General features: G+C 63.8%; 24 protein-coding genes. 14 read left to right on the top strand and 10 right to left on the bottom strand.

Features of this window, described 5'->3' with window-relative positions; translation table 11 throughout:
- Window positions 1-362: 362 nt before the first annotated feature.
- A complete protein-coding gene (locus AUR64_RS03700) occupies window positions 363-1,889 on the bottom strand; it encodes a carboxypeptidase M32 (protein ID WP_058580602.1) in 1,527 nt (508 codons plus the stop codon).
- Window positions 1,890-2,033: 144 nt separating this feature from the next.
- Between AUR64_RS03700 and AUR64_RS03695 the strand changes: the two genes are divergently transcribed.
- Complete coding sequence (locus tag AUR64_RS03695) at window positions 2,034-2,777, top strand: DNA polymerase sliding clamp (protein WP_058580601.1); 744 nt, start codon at window positions 2,034-2,036, stop codon at window positions 2,775-2,777.
- A 36-nt stretch (window positions 2,778-2,813) separates the two neighbouring features.
- Here the strand turns inward: AUR64_RS03695 and AUR64_RS03690 are convergent, their stop codons facing one another.
- Window positions 2,814-3,365, bottom strand: a complete 552-nt coding sequence (locus tag AUR64_RS03690; RefSeq protein WP_058580600.1) for a GNAT family N-acetyltransferase — start codon at window positions 3,363-3,365, stop codon at window positions 2,814-2,816.
- A gap of 85 nt (window positions 3,366-3,450) precedes the next feature.
- Entirely contained in the window at window positions 3,451-4,563 is a 1,113-nt protein-coding gene (locus AUR64_RS03685) for a M20 family metallopeptidase (RefSeq protein ID WP_058580599.1), read from the bottom strand.
- Between the two features lie 122 nt (window positions 4,564-4,685).
- Between AUR64_RS03685 and AUR64_RS20725 the strand changes: the two genes are divergently transcribed.
- Both AUR64_RS20725 and AUR64_RS03675 read left to right on the top strand, forming a co-directional pair.
- On the top strand, window positions 4,686-4,943 hold the full coding sequence (locus AUR64_RS20725) for a hypothetical protein (RefSeq protein ID WP_058580598.1): 258 nt from the start codon (window positions 4,686-4,688) through the stop codon (window positions 4,941-4,943).
- Between the two features lies 1 nt (window position 4,944).
- On the top strand, window positions 4,945-5,493 hold the full coding sequence (locus tag AUR64_RS03675) for a DUF2243 domain-containing protein (protein WP_058580597.1): 549 nt from the start codon (window positions 4,945-4,947) through the stop codon (window positions 5,491-5,493).
- A gap of 285 nt (window positions 5,494-5,778) precedes the next feature.
- Here AUR64_RS03675 and AUR64_RS03670 read toward each other — a convergent pair whose 3' ends face one another.
- On the bottom strand, window positions 5,779-6,600 hold the full coding sequence (locus AUR64_RS03670; protein ID WP_058580596.1) for a manganese catalase family protein: 822 nt from the start codon (window positions 6,598-6,600) through the stop codon (window positions 5,779-5,781).
- A 197-nt stretch (window positions 6,601-6,797) separates the two neighbouring features.
- Here AUR64_RS03670 and AUR64_RS03665 point away from each other — a divergent pair, with 197 nt between their 5' ends.
- Window positions 6,798-8,690 carry a PINc/VapC family ATPase gene (locus AUR64_RS03665; protein WP_058580595.1) on the top strand — a complete coding sequence of 631 codons (1,893 nt, stop codon included), beginning with the start codon at window positions 6,798-6,800 and terminating at the stop codon, window positions 8,688-8,690.
- A gap of 301 nt (window positions 8,691-8,991) precedes the next feature.
- On the opposite strand, the gene AUR64_RS03660 is transcribed toward AUR64_RS03665, so the two are convergent.
- Complete coding sequence (locus tag AUR64_RS03660) at window positions 8,992-9,273, bottom strand: MarR family transcriptional regulator (protein WP_058580594.1); 282 nt, start codon at window positions 9,271-9,273, stop codon at window positions 8,992-8,994.
- Between the two features lie 339 nt (window positions 9,274-9,612).
- Between AUR64_RS03660 and AUR64_RS03655 the strand changes: the two genes are divergently transcribed.
- The 4 genes from AUR64_RS03655 (at window position 9,613) to AUR64_RS03640 (ending at window position 13,400) form a co-directional block, all read left to right on the top strand.
- Window positions 9,613-9,927: an EMC6-like membrane protein gene (locus tag AUR64_RS03655; RefSeq protein WP_058580593.1), complete on the top strand. Its 315-nt coding sequence runs from the start codon at window positions 9,613-9,615 to the stop codon at window positions 9,925-9,927.
- On the top strand, window positions 9,927-11,744 hold the full coding sequence (locus AUR64_RS03650) for a ribosome biogenesis/translation initiation ATPase RLI (RefSeq protein ID WP_058580592.1): 1,818 nt from the start codon (window positions 9,927-9,929) through the stop codon (window positions 11,742-11,744). The genes AUR64_RS03655 and AUR64_RS03650 overlap by 1 nt, the downstream gene beginning before the upstream one ends.
- A 118-nt stretch (window positions 11,745-11,862) precedes the next feature.
- Window positions 11,863-12,858 carry a hypothetical protein gene (locus AUR64_RS03645; protein WP_058580591.1) on the top strand — a complete coding sequence of 332 codons (996 nt, stop codon included), beginning with the start codon at window positions 11,863-11,865 and terminating at the stop codon, window positions 12,856-12,858.
- Between the two features lie 80 nt (window positions 12,859-12,938).
- On the top strand, window positions 12,939-13,400 hold the full coding sequence (locus tag AUR64_RS03640) for a YbhB/YbcL family Raf kinase inhibitor-like protein (protein WP_058580590.1): 462 nt from the start codon (window positions 12,939-12,941) through the stop codon (window positions 13,398-13,400).
- Window positions 13,401-13,455: 55 nt separating this feature from the next.
- Here the strand turns inward: AUR64_RS03640 and AUR64_RS03635 are convergent, their stop codons facing one another.
- On the bottom strand, window positions 13,456-13,977 hold the full coding sequence (locus AUR64_RS03635; RefSeq protein ID WP_058580589.1) for an archaemetzincin family Zn-dependent metalloprotease: 522 nt from the start codon (window positions 13,975-13,977) through the stop codon (window positions 13,456-13,458).
- Window positions 13,978-14,016: 39 nt separating this feature from the next.
- Here AUR64_RS03635 and AUR64_RS03630 point away from each other — a divergent pair, with 39 nt between their 5' ends.
- From AUR64_RS03630 to AUR64_RS03620, 3 genes are all read left to right on the top strand, one after another.
- Window positions 14,017-14,454, top strand: a complete 438-nt coding sequence (locus AUR64_RS03630) for a UPF0146 family protein (RefSeq protein WP_058580588.1) — start codon at window positions 14,017-14,019, stop codon at window positions 14,452-14,454.
- Window positions 14,455-14,582: 128 nt separating this feature from the next.
- The gene (locus AUR64_RS03625; RefSeq protein WP_058580587.1) at window positions 14,583-15,449 is read left to right on the top strand and encodes a TIGR01548 family HAD-type hydrolase; all 867 of its coding nucleotides are present in this window, start codon (window positions 14,583-14,585) and stop codon (window positions 15,447-15,449) included.
- Window positions 15,449-15,685, top strand: coding sequence for a DUF7534 family protein (locus AUR64_RS03620; protein ID WP_058580586.1), 237 nt, complete (start codon window positions 15,449-15,451; stop codon window positions 15,683-15,685). The genes AUR64_RS03625 and AUR64_RS03620 overlap by 1 nt, the downstream gene beginning before the upstream one ends.
- A 77-nt stretch (window positions 15,686-15,762) precedes the next feature.
- Here AUR64_RS03620 and AUR64_RS03615 read toward each other — a convergent pair whose 3' ends face one another.
- Entirely contained in the window at window positions 15,763-16,254 is a 492-nt protein-coding gene (locus AUR64_RS03615) for a hypothetical protein (RefSeq protein ID WP_058580585.1), read from the bottom strand.
- Window positions 16,255-16,380: 126 nt separating this feature from the next.
- Between AUR64_RS03615 and npdG the strand changes: the two genes are divergently transcribed.
- On the top strand, window positions 16,381-17,049 hold the full coding sequence (npdG, locus tag AUR64_RS03610; protein WP_058580584.1) for an NADPH-dependent F420 reductase: 669 nt from the start codon (window positions 16,381-16,383) through the stop codon (window positions 17,047-17,049).
- A gap of 101 nt (window positions 17,050-17,150) precedes the next feature.
- Here npdG and AUR64_RS03605 read toward each other — a convergent pair whose 3' ends face one another.
- Both AUR64_RS03605 and prf1 read right to left on the bottom strand, forming a co-directional pair.
- Window positions 17,151-17,543 carry a hypothetical protein gene (locus AUR64_RS03605; RefSeq protein WP_058580583.1) on the bottom strand — a complete coding sequence of 131 codons (393 nt, stop codon included), beginning with the start codon at window positions 17,541-17,543 and terminating at the stop codon, window positions 17,151-17,153.
- Window positions 17,544-17,835: 292 nt separating this feature from the next.
- Window positions 17,836-19,080 (bottom strand): peptide chain release factor aRF-1, encoded by a 1,245-nt coding sequence (prf1, locus tag AUR64_RS03600; protein WP_058580582.1) that lies wholly within the window; start codon window positions 19,078-19,080, stop codon window positions 17,836-17,838.
- 212 nt (window positions 19,081-19,292) lie between these two features.
- Between prf1 and AUR64_RS03595 the strand changes: the two genes are divergently transcribed.
- Together AUR64_RS03595 and AUR64_RS21215 are read left to right on the top strand one after the other, a co-directional pair.
- Complete coding sequence (locus tag AUR64_RS03595; RefSeq protein WP_058580581.1) at window positions 19,293-20,684, top strand: MinD/ParA family ATP-binding protein; 1,392 nt, start codon at window positions 19,293-19,295, stop codon at window positions 20,682-20,684.
- Window positions 20,685-20,724: 40 nt separating this feature from the next.
- Window positions 20,725-20,859 (top strand): hypothetical protein, encoded by a 135-nt coding sequence (locus AUR64_RS21215; RefSeq protein WP_276203529.1) that lies wholly within the window; start codon window positions 20,725-20,727, stop codon window positions 20,857-20,859.
- A gap of 18 nt (window positions 20,860-20,877) precedes the next feature.
- On the opposite strand, the gene argS is transcribed toward AUR64_RS21215, so the two are convergent.
- Window positions 20,878-22,650 carry an arginine--tRNA ligase gene (argS, locus tag AUR64_RS03590; RefSeq protein ID WP_058580580.1) on the bottom strand — a complete coding sequence of 591 codons (1,773 nt, stop codon included), beginning with the start codon at window positions 22,648-22,650 and terminating at the stop codon, window positions 20,878-20,880.
- Between the last annotated feature and the right edge of the window lie 13 nt (window positions 22,651-22,663).

Here is a 22,663-nt window from a genome sequence, read left to right as displayed (position 1 = left end):
CTGTCGCTTTCGGTCGGTCGAGGCGCAGACGACTGCTGCCGAGTCACAACGAGACGACCGCACCGCCACCGCTGGCCTCAGACCTCCCCAACCTCGCAGTCGGCACGAGCGCCGACTGCTCCCTCGCGCATTCGTCGGGCGGACGGAGCCGCCCTCCGGCGCGCGCCAGAGCGCCGTTTTATCGACGCGACTACTCGTGCGAGGGGCGACTGAGCGAGCGCGGAGTGCGAGCGAAGGAGTCGGTTGGGGAGGGTGAGGCGTCTCGATGCGCCCGGCTACCGTGCGGTCGTCGCTGCGTTCGATGCAGTAGGAGAGGTCGCACAAACGACTCCGAAAAAAGAAACGAAACGCTCGAACTCGAATTACGCCGAGTCGAGGTCGTACAGTTCGCCGTACTTCTCGGTCACGTAGTCGAGGAAGTAGTCGGCAACGAAGTCCTCGCCCGTCGCTTCGACGACGAGGTCGTTCGTCTCGTAGCGCTGGCCGTGGCTGTGGACGTTCGAGGTGAGCCACTCGTGGAGGTCGTCGAACTCGCCCTCACGAATCTGGCCGTCGAGGTCGTCGATATCCTCCTCAGCAGCGGCGAAGAGCTGTGCGGCCATCACGCTACCGAGCGAGTACGTCGGGAAGTAGCCGAAGTTGCCGTGGCTCCAGTGGATGTCCTGCAGACAGCCTTCGGAGTCGGTCTCGGGGCGAACGCCGAGGTACTCCTCGTACTTGTCGTTCCACACTTCGGGAACGTCCTCGACGTCGAGGTCGCCCGAGATGAGCATCCGCTCGATTTCGAAGCGGATGATGATGTGCATGTGGTAGGTGAGTTCGTCCGCCTCCACGCGGATGAGGTTGTCCTCGTACACCTGATTGGCGGCCTCGTACGCTTCCTCGACGGTCACGTCTTCGGACTGCGAGAAGTGCTCTTGGAAGGTCGGCAGGAACTGTTGCCAAAAGGCCTGCGAGCGGCCGACGTGGTTCTCCCAGAGCCGCGACTGCGACTCGTGGACCGAGAGGTCACGCGCCTCGCCGAGCGGCGTGCCGTACTGCTCGTCCGGCAGGCCGTGGGTGTAGGTCGCGTGGCCGAACTCGTGGATAGTCGAGAACACGGCTCCAAGCGGGTCGGACTCGTCGAAGCGCGTCGTCACGCGAGCGTCGAACATCGTCCCCGTCGAGAACGGGTGTGGCGCGACGTCGATGCGGCCGCGCTCCCACGGGTAGCCGAGCGTGTCGAGGGTCGAACGCGAGAGTTCCATCTGCTCGTCCTCGTCGAACGTGCCCGCGAAGGCGTCGGTGGCGAGGTCCGATTCGGACTCTCGAATCTCGTCTATCATCGGGACGAGCGTCTCGCGAACTTCGTCGAGGATTTCCTCCGCTTGTTCGAGCGGCAGGCACGGCTCGAACTCGGCGAAAAGCACCTCGTAGGGGTCTTTGTCGGGGTCGATGTGTTCGGCGTACTCGCGCTTGAGTTCGACGTGGCGCTCTAGGAGGGGTGCGAACTTCGAGAAGTCGTTTTCGGCTTTCGCCTCCTTCCACGCCGGAAGCGCCTCCGAAGAGGTCTCCGAAATCTCTTGGACGAGTTCGGTCGGGACGCGTGCGGCGCGTTCGAACTCTCGGCGGACCTCGCGGACGACGGCGGCCTGTTCCTCGGAGAGGTCCGCGGAGTCGAGGTCGTCGAGCAGGTCGCCGATGCCGTCCTCGACGAGCAACTCGTGGCTGATAGCCGACAGCGCCGAGAGCTGTTGGGAGCGCGCGGGCGTCCCCTCGTCGGGCATCATCACCTGCTGGTCCCAGCCGAGTACGCCCGCCGCGTTCTGGACGTTCGAGATTCGCTTGACTTTCGCTACCAGTTCGTCGTACGCCTCGGGCGCAGACTCGGTGGAGGCTTCGGTTGCCATCGTCTGACCTTTCGAATCGATACTAATTAAACAGGTGTTTCCGGTCGTCGAAGCCGGTTCGTGACCCACCAAAGGCCGACCGGACCACGTTCACTTTCACTCCGGCTGGCTCGCGTTTATGATGCTCAGTTGAGACGATAGCGTATGTTCACTGCAGTCGCCAGCGCGGACACACTCTCGAAGACGCTCTCCCCCGTCGGTACCCTCGTCGACGAATGCCGCATCCACCTCGACGCCGAGGGCTTGCGAATCTCGGCGATGGACCCCGCGACGGTCGGCGTCGTCGAACTCTCTCTCGACCGACGTGCCTTCGAGTCCTACGAGGCCGACGGCGGCGTCGTCGGTGTCGACGTGGAGCGACTCGACGACGTGGTCGGCATGGCGAACTCGGACGACCTCGTCCATCTCGAACTCGACGAAGAGACGCGACAACTTCGGATTCGAATCGGGGGCTTAGAGTACACGCTGGCGCTCGTCGACCCCGACGTCGTCCGGCAGGAACCGGACCTCGACGCGCTCGAACTGCCCGCCAGCGCCGTTGTGGAGGGACGGCAGTTCGACCAAGCGATACGAGCCGCCGAGATGGTCTCGACCCACGTCGCCGTCGGCGTCGACGAAGGCGAGGAACAACTGTACGTCGACGCCGAGGGTGACATGGATACGGTTCACTACGAACTGGACGACGACGACCTCGTGGACCTCGACGTCGCCCCGGCGCACTCGCTGTTCTCGCTCGACTACCTCGCCGATATGAACCGCGTCGTCCCCACGGACACGGAACTGACACTCGAACTCGGCGAGGAGTTTCCGATGCGACTGAGCTACGAGTTCGCCGACGGAACCGGGGAGGTACTGTACTTCTTGGCACCACGGATACAGAATCGATGACTCGTCGAACGCTCACCACGAGAGCGCGCGGTTCGATTACCGCCAGTCGTCGAGAACCGCGTCGACACCCGGCCACTCCGAGGACAACAGCCCGTAGTGTTCGGTGTCGCGGTACGCGCCTCTGGTGAAGACGTGTTCTCGATACGTCCCTTCGTGTGAAAACCCGAGGCGTCGAAGCAGTCGCTGGGAGGCGTCGTTGTCGTCGATGGTCCACGCGAAGACGCGGTGGAGGCCGACTATCTCGAACACGTGGTCTACGAGAACCGCCGCCCCTTCGGTCGTGTAGCCGTGGCCGCGTTCCTCCGGCAAGAGCCAGTAGCCGAGCATCCCGTGGTCCTGTTCGATATCTCGTACATAGACCCGTCCGACCGGCGTCTCGTCGACGCAGACGAACAGGACGATGCTGTCGTCGTCCGCTTCACGCCGTTCGATTTGGGACTCTATCGTCTCGCGGTTGCTCGGAGCGTTCAACAAGAAGCCGTCGTGAAACTCGGGTTCGTTGTACGCTCGTTGGACGATGTGGGCGTCTTCCCGTTCGATTGGTCGGAGTGTGACTCGTTCGCCGCGCAAGAAGACGGGACCGGGCATACTCCGAGTTATCTGACAGGTGTATTAAAATCTGAGTCGTACCGACGCCACACGGGGCATCCGTGCCAGTTCGTCCGACCAGGTATTACATCGACTCCGCTGTGTTCCGGTAGATACGATAACAGCGCTCCAGCACGTCGATGCCGACGCTCTCGGTTTTCGTGTGTGCCTCACCGGGTTCCGACGCGCCACAGACGACGCACGTCGTTCCGGCCTGTGCCAACCACCCGGCGTCCGTGGCGTGTGGTTTCGTCACCAACTCGGGGTCGCCGTCTTGGGCCGCTATCGCCGCCTGCAACACCGTGTCGGCGAAGCCTTCGTCGTCACAGTCCATCGGCGGCAGGTCCTGGTCGACGGTCCACTCCACGCCGTCGATTTCCTCGACGCGCTCCAGTTCGGCGCGGACGCCCGGCACGGTCCGCTCGTCGACGGTTATCTCACACTCGTCGGGGATGACGTTCCACGCCGTACCGCCGTCGATTCCGGTGACGGCGACAGTTCCCCGCAAATTCTCGCCGAACACGTCGACTTCGGGGAACTCCAGTTCGCGGACGACGTCGATGGCGTCCGAGGCACGGTAGATGGCGTTTTCGCCCGCTTCGGGTTCGCTGGCGTGCGCCGCCGAGCCTTCGGCGACGATGGTGCTGCCGCGGCGGCCTTTGTGCGCCACCACCACGTCGGTGACGCCGGGTTTCGAGTAGTTCGTCGAGCCTTCGGCGACGATGGCGTAGTCGGGGACGAACCCCTCGTCGATGGCCGCTCGGGCACCCGTTCCGCCGATTTCTTCGCCGACGAAACTCGCAAAGACGAGTTCACAGTTCGGGTCGGCGTCGCGGAACGCGAGCATCGACGCGGCGACGGCACCTTTCATATCGGCCGCCCCGCGACCGTAGAGGCGTCCGTCGCGCGTGTCGACGACGTACTCTTCGCCGTCGAGTTGGGAGGGTGCGGGCGGCACCACGTCGTGGTGGCCGACGAGCGCCAGCGAAGGGGTGTCGTCGCTGCTGTTGCCACCTCCGCTCTCGTCGCTCGGGCCTCTGCGGGCGATGACGTTCCCAGTCTCGTCGCGGGTCACGTCGCCGTCGGTGTGCTCGCGCAACCACGTCTCGATGGCGTCGCCGGCGGCCGTCTCGTCCTCGTGGCTGGGTATCGAGACGAGTTCGTGCGTCAACGTCGTCACGTCGTCGAGGGAGTTCATGTCGTGCGGTAGCGAGTGGCGATACAATAAGGGAGTGTGTGTCGGCAAAGCAACGCTCGTTTCCGGACGTTGTGAGTACCAGCACCGCCACTAACTGACTGCTGTCCGTCTCTGTTCACGACATGAGCGACGACCACCCCGAGGAGAACGACGACGAGAAGGTACAGGGCGACTACGGCGGCGAGGAGGACACCCAGTACGACGAGGACGACCCGAGCAAACACGTCGGCGACGATGGCGGCGACGCGGGTGGCGAAAACGAGGGTGGCGAAAACGAGGGTGACGAAAGCAGCGGAGGCGACGGCAGCGAAAGCGACATCTCCGAAGACGAGTGGGTCGCGTCCGAACACGAGAACCCCGACGACGCAGAGGGCGGTTGACGTGGCGACCCAACGAGAGCGCGAGGTCGGGTCACGGACGGCATCCGCAGCGGAGACCGCCGAGCAGACGACGGACCGACCGTTGCTCCGCGCGGGCGTCGTCCTCGGCGTCGGCCTCGGTGGCCTCGTCGACGTGCTCGTGTTCCACCTGATACTCCGGACCCACCACCTCATCTCCGGGTGGGTGCCGCCGACGACGCCGCAGGCGTTGCAGTTGAATCTCCTCGCCGACGGCGCGTTCTCGATGCTGATGCTCGCCATCATGGCCGTCGGGTTCGGGATGCTCTGGAAGACCGCCGACCGACCCGACGTGCCGTGGTCCGCCGGCCTCTACGCGGGTGCCGTCGTCGTCGGCATGGCACTCTTCAACATCTACGACGGCACCGTCGACCACTACCTCTTGGAGATGCACCACGTGACCCAAGGGCTTCAGCCCGATGCGTTCGACGTTCTGTGGTTGGTCGGAAGCGTCGTGCTATTGGTTGCAGGCTTGCTCGTCGTCCGCGCGGAGCGCAGGGAGGATGGGACGCCGCCGATGGAAGGGACGTGAACTTGGACTACTCTGTCCCGGTTTTTGATTGGCTACGGTCACCGAGCATCGAGGTTGCGACATCTACCGTGTCGTAGAAGATGGCAAGAGCGGCGAGACTGGTGGCGAATATGACGACGAGGTGACCGCGGTGGCCGCCCAACTGGAGTAGTTGCCGAGAGATTCCGTATCCGAGCAACACGATTCCGAGTCTGTAGCCGTTTTCTTCGAGGGGGCCATCGACTACGTCTGCAAATCAACACATCATCAAGATACTGAAGATAAAACGCCGAGAGTGCTTTGGGATTACTCGTCGCTCGGACTGTTGTACATCTCGTCGATGACCTCCTCCAAATCCGGCATCCCGCCGCCGGGTTGCTCCGGACTGTAGGAGAACTCGCCTTTCCCGTCGGGCGACTGCCCCTGCGTCCAGCGCTGGTCGGGGTTCTCGCGCTGCTCGCGGAACGTGGACATGAACTCGTAGTTCACGTCCTGATTCTCCTTCGACTGGTCGAAACTTGCCGGCACCGGCACGTGGTCCTCCATCGTTTCGAGCGCCGCGTGCCACTGATTCTGGTGCATCGTGTCGCGGGCAACCAGATACGACAGCATATCTTTCATCCCCGGGTCGTCGGTCATCTCGTACAGTCGACTCGCCAGCAACCGACCCGTCGACTCGGCCATCACGTTGGCGTACATGTCGGCGGCGAGGTTTCCGGAGGCGACGATGTAGCCGCCGGTGAAGGGAACGCCGTTGCTGTCGACGGGCATAGCGTGCAGCCCCGCCGAGAGCGCTTGTCGGGGCTGGCCGCCGCTCATCATCGCGTCGATGACGGCGTCGTTCTCGCGGGCTTCCTCCCGCATGTGCTCGGGCGCGCCTTGGAGGTTTTTCGCCACGGCGGTGGCGAGCATCTCGATGTGGCCGAGTTCCTCGACGGCCGTCTCCATCAGCAGCGTCCGGTACTCCTGTTTCTCCGCGGGGACGGCGAAGGCCTGAAACATGTACTGCAGCGCGACGCGCATCTCGCCTTCCGCGCCGCCGATGGCCTGCTGGAGCATCTTCGCGAAGTACGGGTCCGGTTCTTCGACTTCGACCTCGAACTGGAGTTCCGGTTCGTGATAGAACACACGGTGTGGGCGACGAGCAGCGTCAACAAACTGAGGCTTGTACAGCGAAACCCGAAGCCCACGGCGACATTCGTAACCAGAGAACGGTGGCGACAGCGACCCAGAGGACGCAGTTGCGGAGTGCTATCGACACCCGCGTGCGGCGTTCACACCCACCGCTTAAACACTCTTATGACGCTCCCGGACGGAATGGGGGTATGAACATCGTCCCGGACACGAGCGCGGTTATCGACGGCCGCGTGTCCGAACGAGTAGAGAGCGGGGCGTACGACGGCGTGACCGTGCTCGTCCCCGAGGCGGTGGTCGGCGAACTGGAGTCACAGGCCAACGCCGGCTACGACAGCGGCTGGGAGGGACTCGAAGAGTTGCAGAAACTCGCCGAGTACGTCGACGACCGGACGATAAACGTCGAGTTCGTCGGTCGTCGCCCGTCCGTCGGCGAACAGGACGCCGCCCACGAAGGCGACATCGACGCGCTCATCCGCGACATCGCCGACGACCACGAGGCGACGCTTCTGACCAGCGACGTGGTGCAGGCGGAAGTCGGCCGCGCGAAAGGCATCGACGTCGAGTACGTCGAACCGCGCATCCGCGGCGGCGAGAGCCTCGCCATCGAGGAGTTCTTCGACGACGAGACGATGAGCGTCCACCTGAAAGCGGGGACGAAACCCAAAGCCAAACGCGGCGCGCTCTCGGAGATGCACTACGAAATCATCTCCGACGAAGTCTCCGACGAGGTGCAGATGAAAGAGTGGGCCGACGACATCGAACAGAGCGCCCGCTCCAGCAACCAAGGTTTCATCGAACTGTCGGAACCGGGGATGAAAATCGTCCAGTTCCGCAACTACCGCATCGCCGTCGCTCGCCCACCCTTCTCTGACGGCATCGAAATCACGGCCGTGCGACCCATCGCCAAGACGAGCCTCGAAGATTACGAGTTCGTCGACGAACTCAAAGACAGATTGCTCGAACGTCAGCGCGGCGTGCTCATCTCCGGGTCGCCCGGTGCGGGTAAATCGACGTTCGCACAGGCCGTCGCGGAGTTCCTCAACGACAACGACTACGCGGTCAAGACGATGGAGAAACCGCGTGACCTGCAGGTCGGCCCCGAAATCACGCAGTACACGGCGCTCGGCGGACAGATGGAGAAGACCGCCGACTCGCTGTTGCTCGTCCGGCCCGACTACACCATCTACGACGAGGTCCGCAAGACGAACGACTTCTCGGTGTTCTCCGACATGCGACTGGCGGGCGTCGGCATGGTCGGGGTCGTCCACGCGACCCGCGCTATCGACGCGCTCCAGCGACTCATCGGCCGGGTCGAACTCGGTATGATTCCACAGGTCGTCGACACCGTCGTCTACATCGAAGCCGGTGAGGTTCACACGGTGTACGACGTGACGACCGAGGTGAAGGTGCCCGAAGGCCTGACCGCCGACGACCTCGCGCGTCCGGTCATACAGGTCCGCAACTTCGAGACCGGACGTCCCGAGTTCGAGATTTACACGTTCAACCGGCAGGTCGTCACCGTCCCACTGGGCGGCGACGACGGCCGTGGAAACGAGTCCGGTGTCAGCCGCATCGCTAAACAGGAGATAGAGCGCGAGATTCGCTCCATCGCTCGCGGCCACGTCGACGTCGAACTGAAAGGCCAAGACCGCGCCGCGGTGTACGTCGAAGAGAACGACATCTCCTACGTCATCGGGAAAGGCGGGGGTCGTATCACCGACATCGAGGAGCGCCTCGGCATCGACATCGACGTTCGGACCCACGAGGAGAACCCGAAGATGGGGTCGTCGGGGTCAGCGGAAAACGGTAGCGGCGGCGCGGGCGGTGCAGGCGGTGCAAGCGGCGGCATCAACGCTCCCGAAGGCGAAATCGTGACACCCGAGATAACCTCCCGACACATCGTCGTCCGGATGGACGGCCACGTCGGCGAGACGGTCGAAGTCCGCGCCGGCGGCGAGTACCTGTTCACCGCGACGGTGGGCCGCGGCGGCGACATCCAAGTGTCGCGGGGCAGCGCCATCGCCGACGAGTTGGAGGACGCCATCGACCGCAAGCAGCAAATCACCGTCGTTCCCGCGTAGCGGGCACGACAAACTGCTGCTCGCTGACGCTCGCAGAAGTACCGTCGTACCGGCATAACCGGTACGACGACGTTCGCCTCACTTCGTTCGGCGAACTACCTGTCGTACCCGCGTAGCGGGCACGACAACATGCTGCTCGCTGGCGCTCGCATGGGGGCGTCGCACTCTCGAAACGACCACGACGACTCTCACTATCGGACTTCTGAGCGACTTCCCGACTCGGAGCCGTATCGCTCGGAAGCCTTCTGAGACAGTAAAAAGCGAAGAGTCTGCGAAATCGACGTTCAGCCCGGGTCGTCGATTACTGCTCTGCGGTACAGGCTTCAGAGCCGCCGTCGACGGCGGCTTTCGGTTTCTCGGTGAGTTGGTAGAGATTCTGTCGTGCGTCGGCGAAGTAAACGTCCTCGTCGACGACGCCGATGCCTTCGAGGCGTTCGAGTGCATAGCGAACGGTCCGAGCAGAGAGCATCGACTCCTGGACGATGCCTTTCTGAGTCAGAGGGCCGTTGTATTCGAGTACTTTGAAAACGAGTTTTGCGCTTGGGGGGAGGTCGTCGAGACTCTCCTGTTCTGTTCCAGCCATCGTTACGAATCGAAACGGTGCATGAGCATAAAGGTTCATGGAATGGTACGCGTCAACTCGGTGCAACTAGGGGACGGAGACGCCTTCCAGAACCTGACACTCACAAACTCCGTCATGCGCTGCACTCTCGACAGCACCGACGCGAGAGCGGTCTGACACAGGGTCACGATACGGGAGCGACTCCGAGAGCGACCAGCGGTCGACGAGTTCGTGTCCGCCAAACATCAGTTTCGAGCATTGGTTCGCCGTCTCTATTCTACCGCGAAAGCGGACAATCACAGATTGCACGCACACACCGAGAGCGAACGGCTTTTGACGCCGCATATCACACCTTCGGGTATGGCGACCGAAACAGCGACCGGTCTCTCCAGTCACATGCGGGGGGTGACCGTCACGACGCTCTCATGTCTCGCAGGTATCGGGGCGGCCGTCACCTCCGGCATCGTGGTGGGGACGACCATCGACGACGCCGCGAACAGGCTCTCGCTTGCCGTGTTCGGGGCGTTCGTCCTCGTGCAGTTCCCCCTGTTGCGCCTCGTCGGCGTCGACATGGACGGGTTCGGCGCGAAGGACTACCTCTACGTCGTATTCATGACGTTCGCGCTCTGGTTCATCAGCTACACCGTCTTCCTGAGCACGGGTGTATCGTTCTAATGGCCGACGACAGTATCGCCGTGGTCGACCTCGACCGGTGTCAACCCGACCGCTGTAACTACGAGTGTGCGAACTACTGCCCGCCGAACCGGACGGGCAAAGAGTGCATCACCACCCGCGGCGAGGACACCGAAGAGGGCGACCCCGACCAGATTCGCATCTCCGAGGAGATATGTCTCGGCGAAACCTGCGGCATCTGCGTCGAGAAGTGTCCGTTCGACGCTATCGAGATTATCAACCTGCCGCAGGAACTCACCGAAGACCCGACTCACCGCTACGGTGAGAACGCCTTCGGACTCTACGGGCTTCCGGTGCCCGAACCCGGGAAGGTGACGGGTATCCTCGGCCCCAACGGTATCGGGAAATCCACCGCGGTGCGGATTCTGGCCGAAGAGATTACGCCGAACCTCGGCGACTACGGCGCAGACCCCGACTGGGAGACGGTGCTGGACCGGTATCGAGGAACGGAACTGCAGAACTACATCGAGCGGCTGATGGACGGCGACATCGAAGTCGCCCGCAAGCCGCAGTACGTCGACCAGATTCCGAAGCAGTTCGACGGCAAGACCCGCGAACTGCTCGAACACACCGACGAACGCGGGCAACTCGACTACCTCGTCGACGAACTCTCCATCGCCCCGGTGATGGACCAAGCCATCGACTCCATCTCGGGCGGCGAACTCCAGCGCGTCGCGCTGGCGGCGACGCTCGCCCGCGACGCCGACTTCTACTTCCTCGACGAAATCACGCCGTATCTCGACATCGGCCAGCGCGTGAAAGCCGCGCGCCTGATTCAGGAACTCGCCGAAGACGACGAGGACCGCTCGATGCTCGTCGTCGAACACGACTTGGCGATTCTCGACTTGCTGACCGACACGCTCCACATCGCCTACGGTGAGCCGAGCGCGTTCGGTGTGGTCACGCCGCCGAAGTCGGTGCGAAACGGCATCAACGAGTATCTGAAGGGCTACCTCACGAACGAGAACATGCGCATCCGACCGAGCGCTATCACCTTCGAGCAACACGCGCCGCGCGAGACGGCAAAGAGCGCGCCGCTCGTCGAGTATCCCGACCTGAGCAAATCCTACGGCGACGGCGAGTTCTCACTCGACGTCGAGGGCGGCACCATCCACCACGGCGAGGTGCTGGGCGTCGTCGGTCCCAACGGTATCGGGAAGTCGACGCTGGCGAAGATGTTCGCCGGACAGCTCGAACCCGACGAGGGGGAACTGGACTTCCTGCTCGACATCGCCTACAAGCCGCAGTACATCGAAATCGACCAGCCGATGCGCGTCGACGTCTTCCTCTCGTCTATCACCGACGACTTCGGGTCGTCGTACTGGAACACCGAAGTCGCGCAACCGCTGCAACTCAACCGCATCATGGAGCAGAACCTCACCGACCTCTCCGGCGGTGAGCGCCAGCGTGTCGCTATCGCGGCCTGTCTGTCGAAAGACGCCGACCTCTACGTGCTCGACGAACCCTCGGCGCACCTCGACGTCGAACAGCGGGTGCAGGCGACGACGGCTATCCGTCGCTACGCGGAGAACCACGACGCGACGGTGCTGGTCATCGACCACGACATCTACATGATTGACCTGTTGGCTGACCGCCTGATGGTGTTCGACGGCGAACCCGCCGAGCACGGTCACGCGTCGATGCCCCAAGAGATGCGCGCCGGGATGAACGACTTCCTCTCGGACCTCGAAATCACGTTCCGCCGCGACGAGCGAACCGGCCGTCCGCGCATCAACAAGCCCGGCAGCCAGTTGGACCGCGAGCAGAAGAAACAGGGCGAGTACTACTACGCACCCTAACGCTGTCGGTCGTTTTTGACGGTTGACGAGTTCGCACGCCGCGACTGAGACGACATAGTTCTTCGCCAGACGGTTTATCGGAATCGTCGTCGCATTTCGAACCCGAGATGAGACGTCGATGAGCGACGAAGACCAAGCGAACGAGGAAGACGATTCGCTGAACGTCGTAGAGAAATGGCTGTATCTGACGGGGAGTCGACGCGTCATCACGCTGGTCGTCGTTCTCGGCGTGTTCGTCGTCGTCAGAGTCCTCACCGAAGTGGGAGTTCTCCACGTCGCCAGTGGCAGTTATCTGGCGACGCTGATGGGTAGTGGGGTGTTCTCGGGACTGTTGACGCTCGTGACGGTCGTACTCTCCATCAACCAACTCATCCTCTCGCGGGTGTTCGGGTCGCCGTCGGGGCTCTCGGACCGCTTGGAGGGGAATCTCGACTTTCGGCGCACCGTCGAAGACGTCGTCGGCGAGCCGAACAGCCCGAACGAACCGGGGCCGTTTCTGGCGTTTCTCGGCGACGCGCTCCAGCGGGAAGCGGGGTCGCTTCAGGAACGACTCCGCGAGGAGGACGAGTCGCTGGCCGCAGAAGTCGAGGAGTACACGTCGGAACTGGTCGACTACGGCGACCATCTCACGGAGGCCCGAAACTCACAGAGCACCGTCAGGGTGCTTCTCATCTGTCTCGGCAGCGAGTACGCCGACCACCTCGACAGGACGCGCAAACTGAAACGACGTCACGACGACAGACTGTCGGAGGACGCAAACGAGCAGTTCGACCACGTTCTCGAACTGCTGAAAGGCGTGGCTACCGTCCGGCAGTTCTTCAAAACGCTCGCCATCCAGCAGGACCTCGCACAGCTTTCGCGGCGACTCATCTATCTCGGTCTCGGTGCGCTCGTCGTCGTCTACTGCTTCACGCAGGTGTACAAGAGTCCCTCGTCGATGTCGCCGACGCTCACAGCGGAGACGCTCCGTTGGCTGTCCAGCGTCGTCGCCGCCGTCGTCTTCGCGCCTATCGCACTGTTGATGTCGTATCTGCTCCGGGTGGCGACACTCACGCTCTACACCGTCTCGGTGGGGTCGTTCGTCCCACCCGAAGAGCGCATCGAGAACCCGTAGTGGGTACGTTTTGCGCCAGACTCGTCCGAGATTGTGAAGATGTGACAAGGGTATTGTCCGAGCGTGTCGAACTCCCGCCCATGCCGCTTCGACTCACGAGTCCGGCGTTCGACGACGGCGAGTCGATACCGGACCGCTACGGCTACGAACACGAGAACGTCAATCCCCCATTGCACGTCGAGGGCGTCCCCAAGGAGGCAAAATCGCTCGTCCTCGTCGTCGACGACCCCGACGCCGAGGAACCGGCGGGAAAAGTGTGGGACCACTGGCTCGTCTGGAACATCGAAGCAGAACCGCTGGCGATTCCCGAGGCGTGGTCACCGGGGCGAAACGACGCAATCGAAGGGAAGAACAGTTTCGGTGAGGTGGGATACGGCGGTCCGAGCCCACCCGACCGTACCCATCGCTACCGCTTCCGACTCTACGCACTCGACACGTCGCTGTCGCTTTTCGCCGGGGCGACGAAGCGGGAAATCGAGGCGGCGATGGACGGTCATAGACTCGAAGAGACGACACTGACCGGAACGTACACGCCGATATGAGGGAGCGATGCGGAGTCGACGCGAACACCGACTGGCTCCGACATTGGCCGCGATATCAGCCGAACGTTCGACTACAGGTGCCGCAGAGGTTCTCTTCTTTGACGTCGACTTCGCGCACGGTCGGAGAGAAACTCATGACGCATTTGGAGTTGTCGCAGTGTTCGAGTCCGAACGTGTGACCGATTTCGTGGACGACCTCCTTTCGAACGCGGTCGGCGAACACTTCGGTGGCGGGTTTCGTCGAGATGCCACCGTCCGAAGAGGTCTGGAGGCGGTACGTGGAGATGACCGACCCGTTGCCGTTGAGATACGCCAAGCCGAAGACGTAGTTTCGGCGTCGGTAGTAGAGGTCCATCGGGGTGACGCCGATGTTTTTCTCGCCGTTGCCCACACGGCTCGCCAGTTCGATGAACTGCTCTGCCCGGTACTGATTTCGATTGCGGTCGTACGCGCCTTCGGGGATGCCCTGCTCGTCGTGAACCGTCACGTCGCAACTGTAAACCGACCGCAGCGCGGCGGAGGCCTCTCGTTTGACCTGCGCCGGCACGTCCCCGATAGGCACGATGTCGACAAGCATGCAAGCGGTTAAGTTGGGACCTGTCATAAACTTCCCGACGTGAACAATCGGAGAGAATCGGCACTCGTCTCCAGACTGTCGACGTACGACTCGCTCTGTGAGGTCGGCGTCGGCCGTCGCCCCGACGTCGCACGAGCGTTGGCGGACGCCGGGTGCGCCGTCACCGCGACGGACGTCCGCGAGTTTCCGGTTCCCGACGGCGTCCGGTTCGTCCGCGACGATATCGTGACCGCCAGCGAGTCGACACCCGGCGACCACTACCGCGTCGACGCGCTGTACGCGCTGAACCTGCCGCCGGAACTGCACCGTCCGTTTCGGGCGGTGGCCCGCGCCGTCTCCGCGGACTGTCTGTTTACGACGCTCGGCTTCGACGAACCCACCGTCCCGGTTCGACGCGAACAACTGGACGGCGAGACGCTGTACGTCGCCGACGCCGACGTGCGCAGTGGACCCTCGTCGAAACCGAAGCGACGGTAGCGAACTCACGGATGCAGAGTGGCCGACACGAGAGAGCCTAACACGGGGGTTCTCGACTCGGGGTTGGAAGCCGGCGAGTTCGGGGGTTATCCGGAACGCATTTCCTGTCTCCGGTTCGCACGGTTGGTATGCAGACCGACGCGGTCGTTCTCGACGTAGATGGAGTGCTCGTCGACGTCGCCGACTCCTACCGCCGCGCCGTCGTCGAGTCCGTCGACCGGGTGTACGGACGGACCGTCCCGGTGGAGACGCTTCAAGCGTTCAAAGACGCCGGCGGGTTCAACAACGACTGGGAGTTGACGTACGCCGTTGCACTGTACGTACTCGCCCGGAGAGAAGGGCTGAAGATGCCGCCGGAGGAGTTCGCGGCACACATCGCCGAACGCGGTGGCGGCCTCGACGCCGCCCAGTCGGTCGTCGCCGACATGCCGAGCATCTCGCAGGCGAGAGTCCGCGACAAGTGGGACACCGAACGCCTCCACGAGGTGTTTCAGGCGCTCTACCTCGGCAGCGACCGCTACCGCGAGTTCGAGGGCGGGGACCCGCCGTTCGAGACGGAGGGGTACATCAACGACGAACCGGTCATTCTCACCGAGGAGACGATTTCGGCGCTCACTTCGCGGTTCGACGTCGGCGTCGTCACCGGCCGACCGAGCGCCGAAGCCGACGTCGCACTCGACAGAGTCGGCCTCCACCTCGACGGCGACCACCGCTTCACGATGGACGACTGGGAGGAGGGCAAACCGCACCCGAAGGCGCTGATGACGCTCGCCGAGCGGTTCGAGGCGGAGACGGTGACGTTCGTCGGCGACACCCTCGACGACGTCCGAACGGCGGTGAACGCCGCCGAATCCGACCCGAGCCGAACGTACCACGGCGTGGGCGTGCTGACCGGTGGCCTCACCGGCGAAGAAGGCCGACAAAAGTACGAATCGGCGGGCGCAGCGGCCGTCGTCGACAGCGTGAACGACCTCCCCGCGCTGTTAGAACCCTAATGGCCCGACGGCGCTTCTGGGCGTTCCTGCTCACCATGTTGGCGTTGGACGCCGTGATGCTCGTCGCAATCCCGTTCGTGGTGCCGCCGGACCCGACGGCGCGACTGATGGTGTTCGCCGCCGTGTTGGCGACGATTCCGGCGCTCGCGTTCTGGTTGGCCTACCGCGGCGGGTTCGAACGCCTCGGCGTCTGGTCGCCGGAAACGGAGTCGGAAGAATCGACCGACGGCGAGTGAGTGCGGTTTCGCGGTGGGTCCGCAGGCGTTCTGAGCGTTCGCCAATTGTTCGGCGATTTTTGAGCGTTGGGCAGATGCTACCCGTCGGTCTCGGCATCGAGCGACAGCACCCGCGTCCGTCCGCCGGGGTCGAAGACGCTCACATCGACGCCCGCGGAACGGGCGCGACGACGGAGTGCCCGCGCGAGTTCGACTGCTTCGGTGCGCTCGTCGTTCGAGCGGAACCGAAGGTGTATCTCGCTGTCACTGTCGGTCACTCGAAGCGCCAGCGAGAAGCCGGTGGGGCGGACGAAGGGCGCGAGTGCGTCGAGGTTCGCGTACCGAATACGGCGCGTCTCCGGGTCGTGTGTCGCCTCCGCTCGGGACACCGCGTGGGGGTCGTACAGTCCCAACGACTCGGGGAGGTTACTGAACAGACCGGCGACGGCACCGTAGGCGAATCGCGCGAGGCGACCGTGACGGGAGGGGGCCAGCAGAAACGCTTCGTCGCCGAGGAACAGTCGGCCGGGTCGGAACCGGGCATCGGGCGTCGGTCGGAGGAGTACGTCGTACGAGGAGGGACCGTTCATGCGACGTGATTCGACGCTGGACGGATAAATCTCGGTGCCAGTTACGGTCGGTGAAATCGGACGACAACTGCCGACAGTTCTCTCCGCTCGCGCAACGTTTAGGGGACGGCCCGCCTCACATCCACCATGCGAATCGCGTTACTCGGCGGCACCGGCGACATCGGCGAGGGACTGGCGCTCCGGTGGGCGTACGACACGCCCCACGAGGTACTCATCGGTTCTCGGGACCCCGACCGCGCCAGACAGAAAGCCGAGGAGTACGAGACGGAACTCGACAGTCGCGGCGTCGACGTGAAGATAAACGGCTTCGACAACGCGATGGCCGCGGACAGAGCGGACATCGTCGTACTCGCGGTCCCGCCGTACCACGTCGCCGACACTATCGACTCCGTGGCGTCGAAACTCGACGACGCGGACGTACTCGTTAGCCCCGCGACAGGGATGAAGCGCGACGACGACGGCTTTCACTACCATCCCCCGAGCGCCGGCAGCGTGACACAGTTGGTCGCCGACAGCGCGCCCGACGACGTGCCGGTTATCGGCGCGTTCCACAACCTCGCGGCCGGGCGACTGGCCGACTTGGACGCGGAACTCGACATCGACGTGCTGCTCGTCGGCGACGACCCGGACGCAAAGGAGACAGTTCGGATGCTCACCGAGGGAATCGAGGGCCTCCGGGCACTCGACGCCGGCGGCATCGCCAACGCGGCGGAAGTCGAGAGCGTGACGCCGCTTCTCGTGAACGTGGCGATGAACAACGACGGACTGCACGATTTGGGCGTCCGGTTCGAGTAACGTCGAAAGTCGGCGTCGAACCGTTTTGCTGCGTCGAATCGTCGAGCGTTCGGGAGGTCGACCGTGTCGGAGGAAAAATGCGGAGAGAAGGAGAGTCGCGCTCAGGCGCTCTCCTCCATCTTGTTCAGAACGTGGTCGAGTACCTCGCCGTGTTCGTGCTGTGGACTGAACAGCACGAACTCGGTGTCCTCGTCGGCCCGCAGAGTGTGACCCGGTGGCCAGTAGAACATGTCGCCGCCCTCGTCGGCTTCCTCGCTCCCGTCGGCGTACGTGACGGTGAGCGCCCCGTCCACCACGTAGCCCCAGTGTGGTGACTGACAGAGGTCGTCTTCCAACCCTTCGAGAAGTCCAGAGATGTCGGTGCCTTCCGATATCGTGAACCGTTCTGCGGCGATGGCTTCGTACCCGGTCGCTTCACCGAATCCACGCCCGTGCTGGGCAACGGCGTTCGGACTGTCTATCTTCGTCGGTATCTCTTCTTTCGCTATTTTCATCGCTCTCCTCCGGTTGAAGCGCCCGATTCTACCAGACGCCGCCTCGCCGACCTGACTGCGTCTCGAACACTCCGAGTGGAGTTTTCACTGACACGTGTTAACAATTATTGTCGGCGAGCGAACCGTACGGCTCAGGAGTTACTCCGTCGACGGCGACGGACGCGCTGGTCGGGCAAAGAGACGAAGCGGAGTCCGGGCGAGGCGGTGTTCGCGGAGATTTGGGGGGTTCCAGAAGTCGGAGAACGGAGTCAGAGAGGCCGGGAGAGATATCTCCCGAAAGCCGGCTTAGGGCTTAGACGCCGGTAGAGTACCGAAGGATGCCCGCGATGCCGCCGAAGGCGTCGTACAGTTGTTCGCCTTTCTCGAAGTCGGTGCTGATGAACTTCGTCTCGGTGCCGCGCTGGTCGGCGATTCCCATCAGATGCTCGATGACGTCCTCGCGTTCGACCATCTCGGCTTCGCCGCCGTCGACGCACTCGTGCGTCGGCGTGGAGTGACGAGCGTCGATGACCTCGTACTCCTCTTGGCCGTCGCAGTCGAAGACGACCACGTCTTTGCGGAGGTCTTCGCTGATGAGAAGACGGTCGACAGAGCCCATCATCAGGTTCTTGCGGGTCGCCTCGAAGCCGTAGGTGGCGAGGTTGCCGTCGTGGAGGCTCTCGAAGAACTCCTCCATCTGGGCTTTGTCCTTCATCACCTCTTGGTCGGCCAGCACTTCCTGAGCGGCGTCGACGAGGTCGTACAGACCCGACTCGTCGGTGTAGGAGACGTCGAACTTGCCGACGACTTTGTCCTGCAGTTCGTGGTGGAGGTAGTCGCCGTCGAGGAACTCGTCTTTCGTCGGCGACGGACCGCCGACGAGGACGCCGTCGATGTCGTGGCGCTTGGCGACGAACAGGTCGTTGGCCATCTCGGCGACCTCCTGATAGAAGTTGTCGATGGCTTCCAAGCGGAGACGAGCGAAACGCTGGGCGGACTGACCACCTTTACGCTGCTTGCCCGGCACGAGCGAGGAGGCGGATTTGACCGGTTCGACGCGTTTGCCTTTCAGCCAGCCGACGTTCGCCTCGCGGCGGTCGAGAACGACGAGGCCGAACAGCCCCTTGTCCGAGAGCATCTGCTCCAGTGGTTCGGTCAGGAAGGCCGAATCGCAGTGGTAGCGGAACGACTGGACCGGTTCGGGCGGACTCTCCAGAGTCTTCGTGACCATCGTCGTCTGGCCGCCGCCGGAGTTGATAGCGCCCGAGAAGATGACGATACCGTTGTCCGGCGGGAACGTGTCGAAGTAGCGCAGACGGTCCTTGATGCTCGTGAGTGCGTCTTGGACGTTCGTCCGTGTCTGCTTGGACTTGATGTTGGCCGCCTCGCTGTGCTCCTGTGTGACGTGAGCGACCACGTCGGAAATCTGCTTGTCGGGAGGGATGTAGATGGTGACGAGCTGGGTTCCGGAGCCTTCGTACTCCGACAACTCCTCTATGACCTTCCGGAACTCGTACTTCCGGCGGTCGTCGCTCGGCCCCTCGGCGTCAGCACTCATTACCACTACTAGTCCAGTCGGGCGGTAAGTATGCTTTGACTGGCGGGTCGCCGACTGCGAGGGCGTCTCACGGCCGGAGACGGCCCAACCGCGGGCCGACGTGGACCGGACGCGAACCGACTGTGCGCCGACTACGGTCCGACTACAGGCCGACTTCGACTCCGGGGGCTACATTTATATCCCCGTCACGGGAGGATGTGAACAACTCAACCATGGCTTGGATATACGCAGTCGCCAGCGCGAAAGGTGGCGTCGGGAAGACGACGACGACGGCGAGTCTGAGTGCGGCGTTGTCGGCGGCGGGCCACGACGTCGCCGTCGTCGACGCCGACCTCGCGATGCCGAATCTCGCCGCCGCACTGGGTGTCACTGATACTGATGCGACGGTTCACGACGTGCTCGCCGGGCGTGCGTCCGTCGCCGATGCGACCTACACCGCCGACGCCGGCGTCGACGTGCTTCCCGGCGACGACAGTTTAGATGCTTTCGCCGCCGCGGAACCGACCGAACTGCACGCCGTTCTCTCCGAACTCGACTCCTACGACTTCGTGCTCGTCGACACCGGCAGCGGTCTGAGCCACGACGCCGTTCTCCCCCTCGGACTGGCCGACGCCGTCTTTCTCGTCTGCAACACCGAACGCGACGCACTCGGCGACACCGACAAGACCCGCGAAGTGACAGAGCGTCTCGGGGGCACCGTCGCCGGTGTCGTCCTCACGCGCGTGGACCCCGAGAACCCCAACGCCGAGGAGGTCGCAGCGCGTCTCGACGCGACAGTCGTCGAAGCCATCCCCGCCGACGACGCCGTCACCGAAGCGGTTGCGGCGTCGACACCGGTGGCCGCGCACGCACCCGACAGCCCCGCCGCGACTGCGTACGGAGCACTCGCCGAAGCCGTCGAATCGTACGACCATAGCGCCGCCGACGAGACTGTCGATGGCGAGTCGGCGGTCGACACGGCCAACGAGAGCGACGAGAGTGACGAGAGTGACGAACTCAGCGAAGCAATCGAGGCCGACGAGAGCGACGCGACTGACCCGACGCCGTCGGACGACGTGGACGATGCCGACGCCGCGACGGGAGCGCTCTCCATCGCCAGTGCGGAGGCGAAACTCGGTATCGACGCCGACGGACCTGTGGCGTTCGAGGACGGCGAAACCGAAGCAATCGACGATGAGGACGAGATATCGGACGGTGACGAGACGGAACTGGACGTCGAAAACGCGGAACCGGTCGCCGACGCAATCGCCGAAGCCGAGAACGCCGACGAGGCGACCGACGTCTCGGAAACCGAGGCCGAAGGCGAAGAGAGCGAAGTCGACCGAGACGACGAAGACGGCGGCGTGTACGACACCGCACTCGTCGCGGAGGCCGAAACCGCTGGCCTCGGCGTCGAATCAGGGTCGTCCAGCGAGAACTACGAATCCGGGACGGCCGCCGAGTCCAGCGAGTCCCCCGGCCCGAACGACCCCGCGCAGTCCGGCGAGTCGGTCGATTCGACGGACGGTCAGAACAGCGAGCGAGGCGACGAGGAGACCGGTGAGGCGGAATCCGAATCGGGCGACGGCAAGAACACGGGCTTTCTCGGTCGACTGCTGCGGTGAAAACGGGAAGTTCTTTTAGGCGACCCGTCACAGCAACGGTATGGCCGAAGACGAACCCGTCCCCTTCTGGTGGGTCGTGTTGTTTCTCGCTCTCACACTCGGTGCAGGCGCGATAGCAGTCACTTCCGTCGGCGGAAGTCTCATCGCGGGCTTCGCACTCCCGTTCCTCTTCTAACCACTCCCGAGGACGACCTCACATCGACGTCGGTGCTTCCACTCCGAGCGCGTCGAGGGCGTTGGCGACCGCGTGGCGAGCGCCGGCGACGAGCGCCAGACGTGCCGCTCTGTGTTCGCCCTCGGCGGTGAGCACCGGACACTCGCGGTAGAACGCGTTGAACGTCTCCGCGAGTTCGCGGGTGTACGTGGCGACGACGTGCGGTTCGAGGTCGTCTGCAGCTTCCTCGATGACCGCCGGGAACCGAGCGAGCGTCCGAACGAGCGCGCGCTCTTCCGGCGTGTCGAGCAGGTCGGCGTCGATAGTACCGACGTCGAGCGAGCCGCCTTCAGCGATGTCGACGCCCGCTTCGGCGAGAATGCCGCAGCAGCGCGCGTGGATGTACTGGACGTACGGCGCGGACTGCGCCTCGAAGTCGAGCGCGCGGTCCCACTCGAACGTGATGGCCTTCGTCGGCTGTTTCGAGACGATGTCGTAGCGGACCGCCCCGATACCGACTTGGCGGGCGATGCGTTCGATGTCCTCTTCGGTGAGGTCGTCGTCACGGATGCGCGAGTCGAGGCGGGATTCGACCTCCTCGCGGGCGCGGGCGACGGATTCGTCGAGCAGGTCGTCGAGGTCGACGCCCGTGCCCGCGCGAGTGCTCATCTTCCCCTCGGGGAGGTTGACGTACGAGTAGATGGCGTGGCGGAGTTGACTGGTGTCGTTGCCGAGCAGTTCGAGCGCCGCGTTCAACTGTTCGGCCTGCAGTTTGTGGTCCTCGCCGAGGACGGTGACCGCTTCGTCGTAGTTTGCGAACTTCCACTCGTGGTGGGCGAGGTCACGCGTCGTGTACAGCGTCGTCCCGTCCGAGCGCAGGAACACCATCTTCTTCTCGATGTCCCAGTCGGTGAGGTCGAGTTGCCACGCGTCCTCCTCGTAGACGGCGTGTTCGGACTCTTTTAACCGTTTGACCACGTCGTCGGCGTCGCCGTTGCGCATGAACCGCGACTCCTTGACGAACTCGTCGAACACCGCGGGCAGACGCGCCAGCGACTGGCGCATTCCTCCGAGCACTTGGTCGACGACGACTTCGACGCGTTCGTAGGTTTCCTCGTTCCCCTCCTCCAAGCCCTGCATGATGGCCTCGATTTCGGCTTCCGCCTCCTCGACGTCGGCGGCGTCGGCTTCCTCCAAGAACTGGTTGCCTTTCCGGTAGTAGCGAACGAGGTCGTAGTCGGCGCGGTCGCGGTCGGGTTCGGGGAGTTCCGACTCGTCGAACGTCTCGTACGCCCAGGTGAACACCGCGACCTGCCGACCCGCGTCGTTGACGTAGTAGTGGCGTTCGACGTCGTTGCCCGCGTAGTCGAGTACGCGCGCGACGGCGTCACCGAGAATCGGGTTGCGCGCGCGGCCGACGTGGACCGGCCCAGTCGGGTTGGCGCTGGTGTGTTCGACGACCACCGACTTTCCGGTGTCGGGGAGGCGACCGAACTCCTCGTCGGTCGCTGCGGCGTCGAGCGTGTCCGCGAGGTAGGCGTCGGTCGCGGTGAAGTTGACGTACGGACCCTGTGTCGTCGCTTCGTCGATATACTCGTGTTCGTCGAGGTCGAGTTCGTCGACGAGTTGGGCGGCGACCTGCGGCGGCGCCGCGCCGAACTCGCCGGCGAGGCGAAACGCGACGCTGGAGGCGAGTACGGCGTCGACGTCTTCGGGCGGTTCCTCGACGCCGAGGTCGTCGGTCGGCGCGTCGAGCGACGACAGCGCGTCGGTCAGCGCCGACTCGACCTGCGTGCGAAACTGTCTGAACATGCCCGTTGGTTTT

It is taken from the genome of Haloprofundus marisrubri, assembly GCF_001469955.1.
GTDB lineage: Archaea > Halobacteriota > Halobacteria > Halobacteriales > Haloferacaceae > Haloprofundus > Haloprofundus marisrubri.
Note: the sequence above shows the minus strand (reverse complement) of the source record. Positions and strands in the feature narration are given on the sequence as shown.

What these genes read in the sequence shown, in the direction of transcription:
- AUR64_RS03700 (WP_058580602.1), bottom strand. Translation starts at nt 1,889, where the DNA reads ATGGCAACCGAAGCCTCCACCGAGTCTGCGCCCGAGGCGTACGACGAA.
- AUR64_RS03695 (WP_058580601.1), top strand. Translation starts at nt 2,034, where the DNA reads ATGTTCACTGCAGTCGCCAGCGCGGACACACTCTCGAAGACGCTCTCC.
- AUR64_RS03690 (WP_058580600.1), bottom strand. Translation starts at nt 3,365, where the DNA reads ATGCCCGGTCCCGTCTTCTTGCGCGGCGAACGAGTCACACTCCGACCA.
- AUR64_RS03685 (WP_058580599.1), bottom strand. Translation starts at nt 4,563, where the DNA reads ATGAACTCCCTCGACGACGTGACGACGTTGACGCACGAACTCGTCTCG.
- AUR64_RS20725 (WP_058580598.1), top strand. Translation starts at nt 4,686, where the DNA reads ATGAGCGACGACCACCCCGAGGAGAACGACGACGAGAAGGTACAGGGC.
- AUR64_RS03665 (WP_058580595.1), top strand. Translation starts at nt 6,798, where the DNA reads ATGAACATCGTCCCGGACACGAGCGCGGTTATCGACGGCCGCGTGTCC.
- AUR64_RS03660 (WP_058580594.1), bottom strand. Translation starts at nt 9,273, where the DNA reads ATGGCTGGAACAGAACAGGAGAGTCTCGACGACCTCCCCCCAAGCGCA.
- AUR64_RS03655 (WP_058580593.1), top strand. Translation starts at nt 9,613, where the DNA reads ATGGCGACCGAAACAGCGACCGGTCTCTCCAGTCACATGCGGGGGGTG.
- AUR64_RS03650 (WP_058580592.1), top strand. Translation starts at nt 9,927, where the DNA reads ATGGCCGACGACAGTATCGCCGTGGTCGACCTCGACCGGTGTCAACCC.
- AUR64_RS03645 (WP_058580591.1), top strand. Translation starts at nt 11,863, where the DNA reads ATGAGCGACGAAGACCAAGCGAACGAGGAAGACGATTCGCTGAACGTC.
- AUR64_RS03640 (WP_058580590.1), top strand. Translation starts at nt 12,939, where the DNA reads ATGCCGCTTCGACTCACGAGTCCGGCGTTCGACGACGGCGAGTCGATA.
- AUR64_RS03635 (WP_058580589.1), bottom strand. Translation starts at nt 13,977, where the DNA reads ATGCTTGTCGACATCGTGCCTATCGGGGACGTGCCGGCGCAGGTCAAA.
- AUR64_RS03625 (WP_058580587.1), top strand. Translation starts at nt 14,583, where the DNA reads ATGCAGACCGACGCGGTCGTTCTCGACGTAGATGGAGTGCTCGTCGAC.
- AUR64_RS03620 (WP_058580586.1), top strand. Translation starts at nt 15,449, where the DNA reads ATGGCCCGACGGCGCTTCTGGGCGTTCCTGCTCACCATGTTGGCGTTG.
- AUR64_RS03615 (WP_058580585.1), bottom strand. Translation starts at nt 16,254, where the DNA reads ATGAACGGTCCCTCCTCGTACGACGTACTCCTCCGACCGACGCCCGAT.
- npdG (WP_058580584.1), top strand. Translation starts at nt 16,381, where the DNA reads ATGCGAATCGCGTTACTCGGCGGCACCGGCGACATCGGCGAGGGACTG.
- AUR64_RS03605 (WP_058580583.1), bottom strand. Translation starts at nt 17,543, where the DNA reads ATGAAAATAGCGAAAGAAGAGATACCGACGAAGATAGACAGTCCGAAC.
- prf1 (WP_058580582.1), bottom strand. Translation starts at nt 19,080, where the DNA reads ATGAGTGCTGACGCCGAGGGGCCGAGCGACGACCGCCGGAAGTACGAG.
- AUR64_RS03595 (WP_058580581.1), top strand. Translation starts at nt 19,293, where the DNA reads ATGGCTTGGATATACGCAGTCGCCAGCGCGAAAGGTGGCGTCGGGAAG.
- AUR64_RS21215 (WP_276203529.1), top strand. Translation starts at nt 20,725, where the DNA reads ATGGCCGAAGACGAACCCGTCCCCTTCTGGTGGGTCGTGTTGTTTCTC.
- argS (WP_058580580.1), bottom strand. Translation starts at nt 22,650, where the DNA reads ATGTTCAGACAGTTTCGCACGCAGGTCGAGTCGGCGCTGACCGACGCG.